This window comes from Paenibacillus sp. FSL H7-0716, assembly GCF_038002705.1.
Classification (GTDB): domain Bacteria; phylum Bacillota; class Bacilli; order Paenibacillales; family Paenibacillaceae; genus Paenibacillus_AQ; species Paenibacillus_AQ odorifer.
The window spans coordinates 1-16947 of record NZ_JBBODA010000011.1 but is presented as its reverse complement, the minus strand read 5'-3'; the positions used below and the strand labels follow the sequence as shown (position 1 = coordinate 16947).

The window sequence follows — 16947 nt, the reverse complement described above, 5'->3', positions numbered from 1 at the left end:
GATGAGTAGACGAAAGATATTAATAACTGGTAAAGGTAGTTATGTGGGTACAAATTTTATAAAGTGGCTGGAACAATGGCCAGATCAATACGAAGTCGTGGAGCTATCGGTTAGAGGTACGGAATGGAAGGAACATGATTTTTCAATTTATGATGTAGTACTCCATGTTGCTGGAATTGCTCATGTATCTACGGACCCAAGTATGGAACAGCAATATTATAAAGTAAACCGCGATTTGGCGATTGAAGTTGCGGAAAAGGCAAAAAAAGAACACGTTAAGCAGTTTGTTTTCACAAGCAGTATTATCGTCTATGGTGATAGTAGTAGTGAGAAGGTCATAGATAGAAATACTGTACCTAAACCCAGTAATTTCTATGGAAATAGCAAATTGCAGGCAGAAGAGGGAATAAAGTTATTAGAGAGTAATTCTTTTAGGGTTGTTATTTTACGTCCTCCAATGGTATATGGTCGACACTCAAAGGGCAACTTTGTAAGACTATCGCGATTAGCTAGGGAGCTACCTGTCTTTCCTGATTATGATAACAAGCGAAGTATGATTTATATAAAGAATCTCTGCGAGTTTGTAAAGCTTGTAATAGATAATTATGAGAGTGGTCTTTTTTTTCCTCAAAATAGTGAGTATGTTAAAACAAGCGAAATGGTTAGTTGTATTGCTGAGGCTCACAACAAACGCATTAGATTAACTAAAGTATTTAATCCAATTATAAAAATGATGATTACCAAAGTAGGTATAGTAAATAAGGTGTTTGGGAATCTGTATTATGAACAAAATATCAGTGAGTATAAAGTTAACTATAGAGTACTCAGCTTAAGAGAATCTATTACAGTGACTGAAGTGGAGAGATAAAGCAATGAATGTAATAATAGTAAATTGTTTTGATACTTATGAAGAGAGGGTTGATCTTCTCCACGCATATTTTGTTAGCAACGGTCATAAAGTTACAGTTATTCAGTCTGATTTTAGACATTTTAAAAAAGTGTATCGAACAGAACAAAAAGCAGATTTTTTATTTGTACCTTCAAAGCCTTACTACAAAAACCTTTCTTTTTCTAGGATGAAATCGCATTATATATTTGCGAAGAATGCTTTCAAACTTGTTGAAAACAATAAACCGGATTTAATATATGCAATTATCCCTCCGAATTCTATAGCGAAATTTGCTGCTAACTATAAAAAAAAGAATCCGAAAGTGAAGTTGATTTTTGATTTAATTGACCTTTGGCCTGAAACGATGCCAATAGGGAAGATTAAGAACTTCCCTCCATTCTCATTTTGGCAATCAATGAGAGATAAAAATTTGAAACATGCTGATTTTATAATTTCGGAATGCGATTTATTTAGATCCATTCTGAAAGATGTGTTAGTGAATTTGAAGTCGTTCACACTTTACTTGGCAAAAAAAGAAATCTCATATGAGAGTATTCCTAACTTGTCTGAAAACGAGATTCATTTGTGCTATTTAGGATCTATCAATAATATTATTGATATACAAAAAATAAAGAAAACAATAGAAGTGATTCACCGTTTAAAACCTACAACAATTCATATTATTGGTGACGGAGAAAACAGAGAGAAGCTAATGAGAGAAATAAAAGAAACTGGAGCTTCAGTGGAATACTATGGAAAAGTATATGATTATACAGAAAAACAAAGAGTATTTGATAAATGTCATTTCGGAATCAATATTATGAAAGATGAAGTTTGTGTAGGTCTTACGATGAAGTCAATAGATTATTTTCAAGGCGGTTTACCAATAATTAACAATATTCAGTTTGATACTGAAAGATTAGTTAATAAATATAGCGTAGGTATCAATATTATGAATGATAATATTGATATTCTTGCTTCAAGTATTTGTAATTTAGATATTGAGAAACTACTTAATATGAGAAAAAACGCAAGAAAAGTCTTTGAAAAGCATTTTTCGGTTGAAAGTTTTAATGAAGTGTTGGATCAATATTTCACTATTTATTAAAGAGAGGTAGAAATGTTGATGAAAATTATAGGTGGAATCATACTCTTTAATCCAGACATTTATAGATTAAAAGAGAATGTGAATAGTATTTTACCGCAAGTTGATAAGCTTTATATGATTGATAATTGTTCCTCTAATATCGAAGAAATTGAAAGAGCATTTAAGGGTTTAAGGAATATAACTATTGTTAATAATATACGGAATTTTGGGGTTGCTAAAGGTCTTAATCAAATTATGGAAATTGCAAAGACACAAGGAGCTGATTGGGTATTAACATTGGATCAAGATTCAATATGTCCTAATGATTTAATTGTTAAGTCATCGAGATATATTGAAAAAAGAAATATTGGGATTATTTGCCCAAAAATAATTGATACAAAAATTAATGTTTTATTAACTGAACCTAATAAAGACATTGATTATGAATTTGTTAATAGATGTATAACTTCTGCATCTTTAACGAATGTAGAAATTTGGAATGAAATTGGTTTTTTTAATGATGAACTATTTATTGATTATGTTGACTTTGATTATTGCGCAAGGCTTTTTATAAATAATTATAAAATTCTTAGAATGAATGACGTGGCATTAAGCCACCAATTGGGTGATAGTAAAATAAAGAAATTGTTCTTTAAGGAGATAAGGGTAACGAATCATTCCGCCTTTAGAAAATACTTTATTGCTCGTAATATAACGTATTATATTAGAAAGTATAGAAAGGTAATGAATGTTAAACTTGAGTACTTAAGACTAATCAAAGTATTAACTCTAGCAATTCTTTTTGAATCTAATAAAAAAGAAAAGATTAAGAATTATTTCAAAGGAATATTACATGGATTGAAAATGGATTTAAAGAATGATTGAATACTTGATTATATATACAAACGTTTAGGAGAATAGAGATGAGAATATGTTACATAGCACATCTAGGAGATTTATCAGGTGCCAATAGGTCTCTAGTGGATTTAGTTTGTGCTGTTCGCAATCTAGGAGTGGACGTTTTTGTGATTACTCCCAAAAAAGGTGAACTGAGTAGAAAACTAGACGAACTTAAGATTGAGAATTTGTGCATTTACTCTGGGTCTTGGTTAGGTGATCTGAAAAAAGAAAAAAAAATTAAGAAGTTGGCGAAGATAGTTATTAATTTATTTGCAGAATATCGTTTCTATTCCTTTTTCAAAAATAACAAATTTAATTTCGATTTAATTCATTACAACTCTTTTATATATGGAGTTGGTGCAAAATCCTTGCTGAAACTTAATATTCCATATGTTTGGCATATTAGGGAATTTCCTGAAGAAACTTTTGGGTTAACATTTTATAATAGAAAAAAAACTTATGAGCTTGTATCGAATTCAGAAAAAATAATGGCAATCTCTGGTGCGATTTATAATCATTTTTCATTACAGTTTGATAAAAAGAAAATTAAATTGATTTATAATGGTTTAGAGGTGAATAATAATAAAACCGTTCTAAAAAGAAAGTCTAGCAATGATAAAATATCCTGTTTATTGGTTGGAGCAATTGCAGAGGATAAAGGGCAGTATGAAGCAGTAAGAGCTATATCATTTTTAGTTAATAGTGGAGAAGTAGCGAATATTGTCCTACATATAGTTGGTAATATCATTGATGTGCAATATTTTTCGGAAATAAAGAAATACATAGAAGATAATCAGCTAGATGAATATGTTATTTTCCATGGCTATCATACAGATGTTTCAACATTTAGAGAGTTGTGTTCTATAGCATTAATATGTTCTAAAATGGAGGCGTTTGGTAGAGTTACTGTTGAAGCAATGCTTGCTAGGGAACTGGTAATAGGTTCGAATACTGGTGGAACTATCGAAATAATCAATGATATGGAAACAGGATTAATTTATCATCAAGGTGATTATATTAGTTTAGCAAATAGAATCAAGTACGCTATTCTTAATAAAAATGAAATGGATGAAATAGTGGAGAGAGCCTTTGAACGTGCTGAAAAATCCTTCAGTATAGAACGGACAGCTAGAGAAGTAATTGAACAATATGAAATCATAAGGAGAAAAGAATGATTCCAATTAGCATTATTATGCCAGTCTATAACTCCGAAGAATATATTTCTTTAGCCATTGAAAGTATATTGTCACAAACATTTAAAGAATTTGAATTGATTATAGTAAATGATGGGTCAACGGATAGGTCTGGAGAAATATGTGATTATTATGCTAGTCAAGATAATAGAATTAGGGTTGTTCATCAAAATAATAAAGGTATATCTGCTGCAAGAAATAGGGGGATAGAACTCTCAAATGGAGAATATATAACCTTTGCTGATAATGACGATGAGTTTTCAAATGAGCTTTTAGAAGAAAACTATAGTATAGCGAAAAAATACGAAGCTGATATTGTGAAATATGGTATTTCTTATTATGTTGTATCAGAAACAAAAAAGATAAAAGTTCAAATTAGGTCTGAAAAATTTCAAGTTTTATCAAGGGAACAAATAAAGGAAGCTTATTTGCTTTTGAAAAAAGATAAGTTTTTAGTGTATGTATGGGACGGCTTATACAAAGCCGAACTTATAAAAAATAAAATTTATTTTAATGAAAAATTAAAATATGGAGGAGAAGATATTGATTTTAATCTTTCTATATTTCCGTTTATAAATAAATTAGCTATAAATCCTACCGAACATTATATACATTATAAACGTTTTTCACATAGTACTGCAGTTAAATTTAATGATAACAAACTTGACGCATATATAATTAATGCAGAATTGGAATATAAAATGATTAATTCTCAAAGTTTTGAAAATGAAATTTGGAATGAATGTCTGAGTAGTTATATTGTTCAAATTTTGTTTGCACTTACTAAAATAGAAACGAAAAGTATACGCGATAAAATGATTTTTTTGAGAAATATATCGAAGTTAGATTGTTTCAAAGCAAATTATAATTATAGTAAGTTGATTGAACTAGGAGAGAAAAATAAAAAAAAAGCAGTAATACTTACTCTCTACAAACTTAAATTATTTCTTGTTTTATATTTTAGTATGTATATTTTTGGTAATAAGACAAATTGAAAGTGGGCTCTTTATGATATTTATTCTTATCTCATTTTTATTATTAATGTTTTTTCTGAGCTATTTCATTACCAAAAGGGATTTAATGTCACCTTGGGTGATAAGTTGTTGTATGTTTATTTTGAGTTGTTTATTTATTGTTCCCAATGTCGGTAATTGGAATGTAGATTTGAGTTTAAAAACATTGATGACGATTGGTCTAGGATTATTATCTTTTGGTTTAGGTGAAATGACTGTTAGACGACTTTATAAGACAAAACTTTCTTATCATTATGAAATTTCAAAAAAAAATAATGAAAATATGCTGAGAGAACCTATAAATATTCATACAGTCATTATTGTTCTGTCAATAATTTTCATGTCTGTAGTTACCTTTTTTTACTATAAACAAGTTCTAAATATTGCATATAGCGCAGGTTATTCATCATCATCAAATCTACCTATGTTAAAATTCGCTAGAATCGCAACAACTAGTTTGGATGAGTTGAATACTAATAAAATTTTAGGTCAATTTGTAATCATATCATACTCATACACTTATTTAATACTCTTTGTGTTACTTTATAATCTTATATTCACAAAATTCAGAAAAAAGTACTTTTTGTATATTTTCCCTATACTGATATATGTAATTCAGATAATACTCACTGGTGGAAGAACGCAATTTATCTATTTAGTTAGCTCAGCTTTTTTAATTAGTGTAATACTTTACAATATTAAAAATGGATGGAAAAATGATAAAAATTTAAAATATTTAAGAATTGGTTTATTCACATTTATATCGATGTTACTTATTTTTTATCTCCTTGGAAGTTATACAGGCAAGACTGCAAAATTGAATTTAGTTGATACATTATCAATTTATACTGGATCGTCTGTGGTGGCGTTAGATCATTTTTTGCAAAACCCAGGGAGTTCTTCGGAATTTTTTGGTGGAAGTACGCTGTTTGGCATTTACGATATTTTACGTATTTTTGATGGTCATTTTCCTAAATTATTAAAACAAGCAGAGTTTGTTGGAATAGGTAATTATGAAACAAATGTATACACTTCGTACATGAGATACATTAAAGATTTTTCATTTTTTGGTTTTGTACTTATTGAAATTTTCTTGGGGATTTTTTATTCTGCATTGTACTTGAACTTAAGAATAGTGAATAAACCAGGTGTGAATTTGATAATATATGCAATTTTATTTCAAACTATAATTGAATGTTCTATCGAAGAAAGATTTTTCATGAATGTATTATCGCTTGGATATTTAATTCGTATCTTTTATTTGATTTTATTGTACAACTGGCTTGTTAAACCAAAAATTAGGAGATCATGGGTTCGGGGTCATCTGTGAGGTTAGTATTTAATAGGGTACGATCATTACTGCATAAACATGACTATTAATAAGAAACTAGTCATTTATTTACACACAAAATATTATTTAATCTAGTTTTGTACTCATGGTTTTATTCTATTTGATTATAAAAAATTATTAACTTTATACTTTTCTCATAAATAAAGTTTGTAGAATTATTAATTTCTAAACTGACATTATTCTGAATTGTTCGAGGTGAACTAATTGTTTAGGAAGATTTTTGGTTTTAGCAGGTATTTATATTACAAATTAAAAAGTTTATTTCTAAATAATGGGAATATATCTTTCAATACTCGTATATTACTCCCAATAAGTCTGAACTTTGAAGTTCACAAAAAGTCGGAAGTTAAATTAGGGAAAGTGATTTTCAATAAAAATGTATCTATAAGAGTTCGAGAATCTGCAAAACTAATTATTGGAACTGGGGTGAACTTTAATAATGCTTGTATAGTTACTTGTAGAGGAGATATTAATATTGGAAATAATGTCCTATTTGGACCTAATGTTATGGTTTTTGATCATGATCATGATTATTTGGCAAAAGATTATGCGAATAATTTTAAAATAGGAAAGATTGTTATAGAAGATAACGTGTGGATAGGTGCGAATGTAATAATTCTGAAAAATACTATTATCAAGAAAAATTCAGTGATTGCCGCAGGTACTGTGGTTCGAGGTACCGTGGGAGAAAACTCAATAGTTTATAATAAAAGAGATATCATACAAAAAGCGAAGGGATAATCTATTTTTTTATGTTTTAAAATATCACTTTACATATTGGTTTTGATTTAAAAATGAATAAGAATGTTGAGGTTAGAGCTTTGAATACTAGAGCAAAAAGTGTAATGAAAAACTTATCATATACTCTCACTTCAAACCTCGTCTCTTTAGCTATTTCCAGTCTAGTTGTTCTAGTTGTCCCTAAATTAATAGGTGTAGAAGAATATGGATATTGGCAATTGTATATGTTCTTTACTTCATATGTCGGTTTTTTACATTTTGGATGGAATGATGGAATATACTTAAGATACGGTGGGGATGATTACCGAAATTTAGATAAAAAGTTATTTTTTTCACAATTCTTAATGCTTACTATTTCTCAAATTTCGATTGCATGTTTAATTGTAGTTTTTACTTTACTAAATATACATGATTCTGATAGAAATTATATTATTAGAATGACGGCCCTTTGTCTATTAGTTGTTAACGTTCGGTACATGTTCTTATACATTCTTCAAGCTACTAACAGGATAAAAGAGTACGCAAAAATTACAATGTTGGATAGAATTGTTTATGTTATTTTGATAGTTTTGTTTTTGCTTCTTGGTATCAGAGATTATAAACTGATAATAGTAGCGGACATTAGCGCAAAGTTTGTTTTTTTATTGTATGCAATGTATTGTTGCAAAGAAATTGCATTTCAAAAACTATCTATATTTTATTTTAATTTTATAGAGATGTTCGAAAATATTAAGGTTGGAATAAAATTGATGTTTTCAAATATCGCAAATATTATGATAATTGGTGTAGTACGGTTTGGGATTGAACGTTTTTGGGGAGTATCTACATTTGGAAAAATTTCACTAACGTTTAGCGTTTCGAATTTAATGATGATTTTCATTAATGCAATTGGGATAATAATGTTTCCACTATTAAAGAGAACTGATGAGAGAAAAATCTCGAATTTATACCTTACTATAAGAGATTTATTGTTAGTCGTTACTTTGGGAGTATTAATTTTATACTTTCCTATGAAATCTATACTCACCTTATGGTTACCAGATTACGCAGATACGTTAATGTATATGTGCTTATTATTTCCAATGTGTATTTTTGAAGGTAGAACGGCTGTGTTAATTAATACATATTATAAGGCCATGAGAAAAGAATCCTTGTTGTTGAAAATTAATTTAATTTCTTTATTCATTAGCATTTTAATAACAGTGATAACAACTTTAATTCTAAAGAATTTACATTTTGCTGTTCTTTCGATATTGTTATTGTTGGCATTTAGATCTCTATTTGCAGAAATTCTATTATGTAAAAGTTTAGAATTATCAATAATGAAAGATATTATTCTTGAATTAATTGTCGTGTCTCTTTTTGTTATTAGTGGTTGGTTTTTTTCCTCTTTAATTGGTGGAATTGTATATATAGTTGTTTATTTTACATTTCTAATCATGAAAAGGAGGGATATTGCTAAATCGTTTAACAAATTAAAACAATTTATGAGTACATAAATACAGAAAAATTAGTTTAGGAGGTATTTATATTAAATGGCCAAAATAACTATAGTTGGTATCGGGTACGTTGGACTATCAAATGCAATACTTCTAGCTCAAAATAATGAAGTTATAGCGCTCGATACTATACAGGATAAAGTTGATATGATTAATAATAAGATATCACCGATATGTGATCGTGAAATAGAAGAATATTTAAGTACTAAAGAACTAAATTTATTTGCAACTACTAACTACCGTAAAGCCTATGAAAATGCAGAATTTATTATTATAGCAACACCTACCAACTATGATACTGAAAAAAATTATTTTAATACACAAACTGTTGAAAAGGTTATTAACGATATAATCTCTGTAAACAATAAGGCTTTAATAATAATTAAATCTACAGTGCCTGTTGGATACACACAGAAAGTTAGAGAAATGTTTAAAACGGAAAATATTATATTTTCACCGGAGTTTTTGAGGGAAGGCAAAGCATTATATGACAATTTATTTCCAGCACGTATTATAGTTGGCGAAAGATCTGAAAGAGCTGAAAAAGTAGCCAGTTTTTTTGTAAATGGAGCTACTAAGGACAATATACCAGTACTTTTAACTGATTCTACAGAAGCTGAGGCTATTAAATTATTTGCTAATACATATCTTGCAATGAGAGTTGCATTTTTTAACGAACTGGATACGTACGCAGAAGTAAGAGGTTTAGACACAAAACAGATAATTGAGGGAGTTGGGATGGATCCTAGGATAGGAAATCATTACAATAATCCTTCATTTGGTTATGGTGGGTATTGTTTACCTAAAGACACAAAACAGTTATTGGCTAACTACTCGGATGTCCCTAATAATATTATGACTGCAATAGTAGATGCTAATAGAACAAGAAAAAACCATATAGCTGAAATGATATTAGCTAGAAAGCCTCAGATTGTTGGTATTTACAGACTTACTATGAAAATGGATTCGGATAATTTTAGGCAGTCCTCTATTCAAGGGGTTATGAAATGTATTAAGGAGAAAGGTGTTGAAGTTGTTTTATATGAACCTTCTCTAGATGAAATAAAATTCAATCAATCAAGAGTTATTAAGAACTTCAATGAATTTAAAAGTATCTCTGATGTTATTGTTGCCAATAGAATGTCTGATGAGATTAAAGATGTTAAGGAAAAAGTGTATACGAGAGATTTATTCAGCAGGGACTAGAATTAATATGTTAAAATTAGCTTTTTCTATATATATTCTAAAAAGAAGAAGAGGTGGCATGAATGAAAGGCATTATCCTAGCAGGCGGCAGCGGTACGCGCCTATACCCATTAACAATGGTCACAAGTAAGCAGCTTTTACCTATTTACGACAAACCAATGATCTACTATCCACTATCTACATTAATGCTAGCGGGCATTAAAGAAATTCTAATTATTTCCACTCCAGAGGACACGCCTAGATTTGAAAGTTTATTAGGTGACGGTTCTCAATTTGGCATCTCATTACAATACAAAGTTCAACCAAGTCCTGATGGTTTAGCGCAGGCTTTTATTTTGGGTGAATCTTTTATAGGTGATGATTCAGTTGCCATGATCCTTGGAGATAATATCTACTATGGAAATGGAATGCGGAAGATGTTGCAACGTGCTTCTTCTAAACAACAAGGAGCAACGGTGTTCGGATATCATGTACAAGATCCAGAGCGCTTCGGTGTGGTAGAGTTTAATGAAGAAGGTAAAGTATTGAGCGTGGAAGAAAAACCAACTCAGCCAAAATCTAACTATGCAATTACTGGTCTATATTTTTATGATAACAGAGTTATTGAGATTGCTAAGAATGTTGAGGTCTCTTCACGTGGGGAATTGGAGATTACCTCCATTAATGAAGCTTACTTAAATCTTGGTGAGCTTGATGTGGAACTTCTAGGTCGGGGATTCACCTGGTTAGATACAGGAACTCATCAAAGTCTTGTCGACGCAACTAACTTTGTACGGACTATTGAAGATCATCAAGGAATCAAGATCGCCGCTCCTGAGGAAATTGCATATATTAATGGATGGATTACTAAAGAACACTTGTGGAATTGCGGGGAGAAGTTAAGTAAGACGGGGTATGGTCAGTATTTGATGAAAGTAGCAACAGGTAAAATACAATACTAATAACTGAAAGTGTGGCAGAGATGAAAATTACAGAGACCTTTTTGCAAGGCGTATTAGTCGTTGAACCGGCTGTTTTTGGGGATCACCGTGGTTGGTTTATGGAGACGTATAGCGGAGCTAAGTTTAAAGAGCATGGAATTGACATGGAGTTTGTACAAGATAACCAATCCTACTCTGCGACTAAAGGAACATTACGTGGTTTGCATTTTCAATTACATCCTAAGGCACAGACGAAGCTGGTTCGGTGTACACGTGGTGCTATTTTTGATGTAGCCGTAGATATCAGAAAAGGTAGTCCTACCTATAGTAAATGGTTCGGCATTGAACTGAACGCTGAGAACAAAAAGCAACTGCTGATCCCAAAAGGATTCGCACATGGGTTCATGACACTAACAGAAGACGTAGAGGTTCAGTATAAGTGCGATGAGCTTTATGCCCCGGAATGTGATGGGGGTATTCTGTGGAATGATCCTTCTATTGGCATCGAATGGCCTCTTCATATTACACCTGTATTATCTGCCAAGGATGAGAAGGCGCCTTTATTAAAAGATGCTAATTTGAATTTTTTTTACAATAACTAATAAAGCTAATAGATCGGGAGTGCGTTCATTGAGTAAGCAAAAGATGCTGGTTACGGGTGGTGCCGGATTTATTGGAGGCAACTTCGTACAGTATATGGTAGATAAATATCCGCATTATGATATTGTGAATTTGGATTTGTTAACTTATGCGGGTGATCTAACGAAGCATAAGGATATTGAGTCCAAATCCAATTATCGGTTTGTTCAAGCTGACATTGCTGACCGAGAGGCAATATTGTCTCTTTTTGAGTTGGAAAAATTCGATTATGTTGTTCATTTCGCTGCGGAGAGCCATGTGGATCGCTCAATTACTGATCCTGCGATATTCGTTCGTACGAATGTTATGGGGACACAGGTACTACTGGATGCAGCTAAAAAATTCGGCATTACTAAATTCCTCCATGTCTCTACGGATGAAGTGTATGGCGAACTCGATTTTGATCCTACTGTATTTTTTACCGAAGAAACACCTTTGCAGCCTAACAGTCCTTATAGTGCTAGCAAAACAGCGTCTGATTTGTTAGTTCGTGCGTATTATGAGACCTTTGGTTTACCAATGAACATAACACGCTGCTCGAACAATTACGGCCCCTATCATTTTCCTGAGAAACTGATTCCACTAACCATTTCAAGAGTATTAAACGAAGAGAAAGTTCCTGTATACGGAGATGGAAAAAATATTCGCGACTGGCTCCATGTCTGGGATCACTGTGCGGCCATTGACCTTGTCGTGCACCAAGGAGTAAGCGGTGAAGTTTATAATGTAGGTGGTCATAATGAGAGAACTAATCTTGAAGTAGTTAAGACGATTATCAGTACCTTGGGGAAATCTGAAGATTTGATTGAATTTGTAACAGATAGATTAGGACATGATAAACGCTACGCCATTGATCCAACGAAACTTGAGAATTTAGGTTGGAAGCCAACTTATACTTTTGAGACCGGAATTGCGCAGACGATCCAATGGTATATTGATAATGCTGAATGGTGGCAACAAATCCTTAGTAACGAATCGCATAAGTGATTTATGCACGACTTAACGGTTAAGAAAAGAAAAGGTAATTTAATGAATAAAAGATTTGTCCTTTTCGTATGCTTGCTATTGTTAATTACTGGTTTATTCAGTGCAGGCCGTTTCTTAGCTCTATCTGAATCTCCCAAACATTCAGATGTAATCATCGTCCTAAGCGGAGGCCAAGGTCGTGTGGAAAAGGCAGCTGAGTTATATAAAGCAGGCTATGCTCCTTATATAATTCTTTCCAATGCTAAAGAGTCAACGAGTAAATCGGGTGATATGATCCAAACCGCCCTAGCTTTAGGCATACCACAGGACGTTATTTATACCGAGAACGCGGCGGATAGCACTTATCAGAATGCCGAGTACACTCTTCCTATAATGAAAGAATACGGTTTTAAATCTGCGATTGTTGTTTCCTCTGACTTTCACATGCGGAGGGTGAAATTTCTTTTTGGTCGTGTTTACAAAAAATCGGAGATTGAGCTGACATATGTGGGTTCTGCATCAGGATATAACGCTAAACGCTGGTGGAGTGACCGAAAAAGTAGAGAAACAACGTTCAACGAGTATGTGAAAATGATCGGCAACACCTTTGGTTACAATGGTCCGGAGGCAAAAAGTACTCTTGATCAGATTAAGAACTGGTTTCGCTAATCTGCTGTAGAATGTTCACACTATAATCCGACAAAAACATTTTTTTCTTATCTTGGCTTAAGGCGCATTACGACAAACAATATTGCTTAATAGTTTTATACTTATAACTATATCAATATTATTCTCGTGGGAGAGACGCCAAATGCCAAATTACTATTTTAAAGAAATATGGACGCCTTTAAAATTAGTGAATATTCGTTTTTATCTAGATGATGAAAATCGTGTTTGGGTTAAAGTTTGGTCTAAGCATCGGCGACTTCTAAAAAGAGTAGAGTCTACTATATAATTAATATTTTTGTCCAACTTCCGAGGTGATCTCATCACATTTTGTAAAAAGTGTGGAGAAGTAGCGTCGATAAAAGTTAAGAAACCTGAGAAGTTTTAAGTCACTGAGCAGTGACTTATTTTTTTGGAGAACGGACTTTTTGACGATTTTAAGAACTAGTAGGTCCTAATGTTTCCTTTTTGCTATCACAACCTTATAAATTAGCTAAAAATAACTCATCCTAACCGTAGCGAACCTACGGTTTTTTATTTATAATAATTATTATCTGGATTTCATAAAGCGTTCAAAAAATCTGTAAAAAGTCTTATTTTCGTGTGATATACTTAACACAGTGTTTTGAGATGTTGTGAAAGTGAACGGTATGTAAGATATTAATTTATATAATTGGATTTCAGCAACTTATAGAGACTAGGATGGTGAACTATCGATGCACATCGTCGTCGTTGGCCTGAATTATCGTACGGCTCCCGTGGAGGTTCGGGAACAGTTTGCTTTTGCGGAAAGTGATCTTCCGGCAGCGCTCCATCAACTGATGAAGACGAAGGGTGTGCTAGAAGGGGTCTTAGTAGCTACCTGCAACCGTACGGAAATTTATGTGGTGATGGACCGCCTTCATATGGCTGGTTATTTCATCCGCGGCTTTATGGAGCAATGGTTTGGTGTGAAAAGCGAGCAATTTGCTCAGCATATGTATATTTATGAAGACGAACAGGCGATTGCGCATTTGTTCCGCGTGACCTGCGGTCTGGATTCCATGGTGATTGGGGAGACGCAGATCCTGGGACAGGTGCGGAGTTCTTTTCTCACAGCTCAGGCTGAGGGTGTAACTGGAACTTGGTTCAATCGGTTGTTCAAGCAAGCGGTGACGCTGGGCAAAAGAGCACATAGTGAAACGTCAATCGGCGAGAGTGCAGTATCTGTCAGTTATGCGGCTGTGGAGCTGGGCAAGCGGATTTTTGGCATGTTCACTGGGAAAAAAGTGCTGATTCTCGGCGCCGGCAAAATGAGCGAGCTTACCGTGAAGCATCTATACAGTAGTGGTGCGGCAGAAGTGATTGTCGCTAACCGTACGCTGTCGCGTGCGATTGAATTGGCGGAGAAGTTCTCGGGTAAGCCGAGCACGATTGAAGATGCGTTAACAACTCTAAATGAAGTAGATATCGTGATCAGCTCAACAGGAGCAGACGGGTATGTGCTTACGGCTGATAAGGTAGCGCATGCTATGAAACGCCGCCCTTCGCGGCCGCTTTTTATGATTGATATTGCTGTACCACGTGATATTGATCCTGCGGCGGCAAATGTGCCGGATGTTTTTTTGTATGATATTGACGATCTGGAGGGCATTGTGGAGAACAATCTGGAAATGCGCCGAAGTGAAGCTGCGAAGATTGAAGTGATGATCAGCGAGGAAATGGATGAGTTCCAGCTGTGGCTCAAGACGCTTGGTGTAAGACCGGTGATCCGGGCGCTCCAGGATAAATCGAATACGATTCATGAAGAAACGATGGAGAGTCTGTTCAACAAGCTGCCCGAGCTGGACGAGCATCAGCGGAAAGTAATCCGCCGCCTGACTAAAAGTATCGTGAACCAGATGATGCATGATCCGATCAATGTAATTAAAGAGCTGTCCGGCGGTAAGCAGGGGAATGAAGCTCTTGATTATTTTTCTAAAATCTTTGCATTGCAGGAACAGCTCAAATCCGATTCAGATGATGGAGACATTGCCCCGGTTAAGCAGTCTAGTTCTGGAGAACGTACGGCTGGCAGCGCTGATTTTTCTGTGCCTAAAACGGCGCTTGCTCCGGCAGGCTTGCTGGGCGGGTGAATAATATGCAACTGCTGAACGGAATATATGACGCCGCTCTGCTGGTCTATGCCCTGAGCCTGCTGTTTGTTTTCTCGGATTGCCTTAAAAGGAGTCCGGGTGGGAAGCGGTTAGGCACGGGGCTTCTTGTTGTTGTGGGTCTTTTGCAAGTTGCAGGACTTGGAATTCGTTTCTCTCAGGAGAAAGGCCTGCCTATTTTTACACCTTATGATTTCTTGTTTTGGTTTGCGTTTAGTATTGTGCTGACTTCGCTTGCGGTGGCTTTTACACGTGGTGGCGAGTTTACGATTCTGCTGCTCAGTATGGCTGGGTTTAGTGTTTTTCTGCTTAATCGGGTGTGGCTGACGGCGGGTGGACATACGCTTGAGACTTGGAGTGCGGTGTATGGCTGGCTGACGATGCATGTGATTTTGGCAAATTTGAGTTTTGCAGCACTGACGTTAGGGACGGTTTTTGCAATATTGTACTTGTTCCTGCACACCAGACTCAAAAGCAAGAAATGGAGCGACCGGATCCGTCGTTTGCCGAACCTAGAGACTACAGATAAATACTCTTACACCGCTATTTTGGTGGGCACGCCTTTGCTGGGAATATCACTGGTGGTGGCTGGTTTATCTATAGTATCCGAGGGACGGACGCTTTTATTGAAGGATTTAAAAGTATTAACGACTCTTATCGGTCTTGGGATTTACATATTTTATATTATCTTTAAGAAGTCCGGGCGGAAAAGTGGAGTAAGTATGGCTCGCTGGGCGATTTTAGGATATGCTTTTATTATCTTGAATTTTCTGTTGAATTCTTGGTCTGATTTTCACGGTTGGAGCGGGGAGTGAAGGGCATGACGCGTTATTTACCCATAATGCTGGATTGTGAAGGGCAGCCCTGTGTGGTTATTGGCGGTGGTGTCGTGGCTGAACGTAAGGTGAGCGGGCTGTTGGAAGCTGGAGCGGCGGTTAAGGTGATTAGTCCTTCTTTGACAGATTCGCTTGATTCTCTAGCTGAAAAAGGTCTCCTGATCTGGATGGACCGTACTTATGCTCCCGGAGATCTCCGTGGGGCCTTTCTCGTATATGCAGCCACTAACGATAGGGCGGTTAATGAAGAGGTTGCTCAGGAGTCTAGGCGGCTTGGAATTCATGTAAATGTGGCCAGCCATGCCGAAGCGGGAAACTTTATCACGCCTGGAGTGGTTCGGAGGGGACGTTTGACGGTAGCTGTATCTACTTCGGGTGCTGGCCCGCTTGCGGCAACGAAGATCAAAAATGTGCTTGAAAAAGCGCTGGATGCGGCGTATGAGCCATATTTGGATTTTGTGCATGCCATGCGTACCCGGATTAAGGAAAAAGAACCTTCTGCTGAAGTTCGTGGAAGGCTTTTGCGGAAGCTGGGCGCGCTGGATGTGTTGAACGAGATGAGCAAGGGTACCTTCATAGCGTGGAGCCCGGAGGATATGGACGCTTGGATTGCTGAGCAACGGGTGGAGTAAAAGTGCGCGTGGACACTGTAAAGATTATAAAATTGGGTTAGATTAAGATATGAAGTGATGAGCGGTTTTGAGTAACATGATATATGGCTGACTTGGCTCATAGTGGCTGGGATGGTGGAATGTACGGTATAAATCCCGTTGAATTGGGATGGAGTAGCTGAGATGGCGGGATGTACGGTATAAATGCTGTTGAATTGGCTCGAAGTGGCAGGAATGGCGGGATGTACGGTATAAATCCCGTTGAATTGGGATGGAGTAGCTGAGATGGCGGGATGTA

At 34.9% G+C, this 16947-nt stretch carries 17 protein-coding genes; 16 read left to right on the top strand and 1 reads right to left on the bottom strand.

What is annotated here, in order from left to right:
- Position 1: 1 nt before the first annotated feature.
- The 16 genes from MHH60_RS15885 (at position 2) to MHH60_RS15810 (ending at position 16670) form a co-directional block, all read left to right on the top strand.
- The gene (locus MHH60_RS15885; protein ID WP_076137809.1) at positions 2-868 is read left to right on the top strand and encodes an NAD-dependent epimerase/dehydratase family protein; all 867 of its coding nucleotides are present in this window, start codon (positions 2-4) and stop codon (positions 866-868) included.
- 4 nt (positions 869-872) lie between these two features.
- The gene (locus tag MHH60_RS15880) at positions 873-1997 is read left to right on the top strand and encodes a glycosyltransferase (protein ID WP_076137807.1); all 1125 of its coding nucleotides are present in this window, start codon (positions 873-875) and stop codon (positions 1995-1997) included.
- Between the two features lie 12 nt (positions 1998-2009).
- Entirely contained in the window at positions 2010-2861 is an 852-nt protein-coding gene (locus MHH60_RS15875; RefSeq protein ID WP_081389124.1) for a glycosyltransferase family 2 protein, read from the top strand.
- 38 nt (positions 2862-2899) lie between these two features.
- On the top strand, positions 2900-4051 hold the full coding sequence (locus MHH60_RS15870) for a glycosyltransferase family 4 protein (RefSeq protein ID WP_076137805.1): 1152 nt from the start codon (positions 2900-2902) through the stop codon (positions 4049-4051).
- Positions 4048-5064: a glycosyltransferase gene (locus MHH60_RS15865; RefSeq protein ID WP_076137803.1), complete on the top strand. Its 1017-nt coding sequence runs from the start codon at positions 4048-4050 to the stop codon at positions 5062-5064. The genes MHH60_RS15870 and MHH60_RS15865 overlap by 4 nt, the downstream gene beginning before the upstream one ends.
- Before the next feature lie 13 nt (positions 5065-5077).
- The gene (locus MHH60_RS15860; RefSeq protein ID WP_076137800.1) at positions 5078-6412 is read left to right on the top strand and encodes an O-antigen polymerase; all 1335 of its coding nucleotides are present in this window, start codon (positions 5078-5080) and stop codon (positions 6410-6412) included.
- A gap of 381 nt (positions 6413-6793) precedes the next feature.
- On the top strand, positions 6794-7174 hold the full coding sequence (locus MHH60_RS15855; protein WP_143766756.1) for an acyltransferase: 381 nt from the start codon (positions 6794-6796) through the stop codon (positions 7172-7174).
- A 53-nt stretch (positions 7175-7227) separates the two neighbouring features.
- Positions 7228-8673, top strand: a complete 1446-nt coding sequence (locus MHH60_RS15850; protein ID WP_256715207.1) for an oligosaccharide flippase family protein — start codon at positions 7228-7230, stop codon at positions 8671-8673.
- A gap of 36 nt (positions 8674-8709) precedes the next feature.
- Positions 8710-9879, top strand: coding sequence for a nucleotide sugar dehydrogenase (locus tag MHH60_RS15845; RefSeq protein WP_076137794.1), 1170 nt, complete (start codon positions 8710-8712; stop codon positions 9877-9879).
- A 62-nt stretch (positions 9880-9941) separates the two neighbouring features.
- Entirely contained in the window at positions 9942-10820 is an 879-nt protein-coding gene (rfbA, locus tag MHH60_RS15840; protein WP_036685112.1) for a glucose-1-phosphate thymidylyltransferase RfbA, read from the top strand.
- A gap of 20 nt (positions 10821-10840) precedes the next feature.
- Positions 10841-11401, top strand: coding sequence for a dTDP-4-dehydrorhamnose 3,5-epimerase (rfbC, locus tag MHH60_RS15835; RefSeq protein WP_076105539.1), 561 nt, complete (start codon positions 10841-10843; stop codon positions 11399-11401).
- Between the two features lie 28 nt (positions 11402-11429).
- Positions 11430-12425 carry a dTDP-glucose 4,6-dehydratase gene (rfbB, locus tag MHH60_RS15830; RefSeq protein ID WP_076099447.1) on the top strand — a complete coding sequence of 332 codons (996 nt, stop codon included), beginning with the start codon at positions 11430-11432 and terminating at the stop codon, positions 12423-12425.
- Positions 12426-12467: 42 nt separating this feature from the next.
- Positions 12468-13073, top strand: coding sequence for a YdcF family protein (locus MHH60_RS15825; protein ID WP_179088938.1), 606 nt, complete (start codon positions 12468-12470; stop codon positions 13071-13073).
- A gap of 713 nt (positions 13074-13786) precedes the next feature.
- Complete coding sequence (gene hemA, locus MHH60_RS15820) at positions 13787-15184, top strand: glutamyl-tRNA reductase (RefSeq protein ID WP_076129406.1); 1398 nt, start codon at positions 13787-13789, stop codon at positions 15182-15184.
- 5 nt (positions 15185-15189) lie between these two features.
- On the top strand, positions 15190-16017 hold the full coding sequence (gene ccsA, locus MHH60_RS15815) for a cytochrome c biogenesis protein CcsA (protein ID WP_076129405.1): 828 nt from the start codon (positions 15190-15192) through the stop codon (positions 16015-16017).
- Between the two features lie 5 nt (positions 16018-16022).
- Entirely contained in the window at positions 16023-16670 is a 648-nt protein-coding gene (locus tag MHH60_RS15810; protein ID WP_076137790.1) for a precorrin-2 dehydrogenase/sirohydrochlorin ferrochelatase family protein, read from the top strand.
- Positions 16671-16712: 42 nt separating this feature from the next.
- Here MHH60_RS15810 and MHH60_RS15805 read toward each other — a convergent pair.
- Positions 16713-16947, bottom strand: a 235-nt coding sequence (locus MHH60_RS15805) for a hypothetical protein (protein ID WP_341161143.1), incomplete at its 5' end; no start/stop codon positions are given.

Bases quoted from the DNA above. Each gene is read 5' to 3' on its own strand.
- MHH60_RS15885 (WP_076137809.1), top strand. From the start codon at position 2: ATGAGTAGACGAAAGATATTAATAACTGGTAAAGGTAGTTATGTGGGT.
- MHH60_RS15880 (WP_076137807.1), top strand. From the start codon at position 873: ATGAATGTAATAATAGTAAATTGTTTTGATACTTATGAAGAGAGGGTT.
- MHH60_RS15875 (WP_081389124.1), top strand. From the start codon at position 2,010: ATGTTGATGAAAATTATAGGTGGAATCATACTCTTTAATCCAGACATT.
- MHH60_RS15870 (WP_076137805.1), top strand. From the start codon at position 2,900: ATGAGAATATGTTACATAGCACATCTAGGAGATTTATCAGGTGCCAAT.
- MHH60_RS15865 (WP_076137803.1), top strand. From the start codon at position 4,048: ATGATTCCAATTAGCATTATTATGCCAGTCTATAACTCCGAAGAATAT.
- MHH60_RS15860 (WP_076137800.1), top strand. From the start codon at position 5,078: ATGATATTTATTCTTATCTCATTTTTATTATTAATGTTTTTTCTGAGC.
- MHH60_RS15850 (WP_256715207.1), top strand. From the start codon at position 7,228: ATGAATAAGAATGTTGAGGTTAGAGCTTTGAATACTAGAGCAAAAAGT.
- MHH60_RS15845 (WP_076137794.1), top strand. From the start codon at position 8,710: ATGGCCAAAATAACTATAGTTGGTATCGGGTACGTTGGACTATCAAAT.
- rfbA (WP_036685112.1), top strand. From the start codon at position 9,942: ATGAAAGGCATTATCCTAGCAGGCGGCAGCGGTACGCGCCTATACCCA.
- rfbC (WP_076105539.1), top strand. From the start codon at position 10,841: ATGAAAATTACAGAGACCTTTTTGCAAGGCGTATTAGTCGTTGAACCG.
- MHH60_RS15825 (WP_179088938.1), top strand. From the start codon at position 12,468: ATGAATAAAAGATTTGTCCTTTTCGTATGCTTGCTATTGTTAATTACT.
- hemA (WP_076129406.1), top strand. From the start codon at position 13,787: ATGCACATCGTCGTCGTTGGCCTGAATTATCGTACGGCTCCCGTGGAG.
- ccsA (WP_076129405.1), top strand. From the start codon at position 15,190: ATGCAACTGCTGAACGGAATATATGACGCCGCTCTGCTGGTCTATGCC.
- MHH60_RS15810 (WP_076137790.1), top strand. From the start codon at position 16,023: ATGACGCGTTATTTACCCATAATGCTGGATTGTGAAGGGCAGCCCTGT.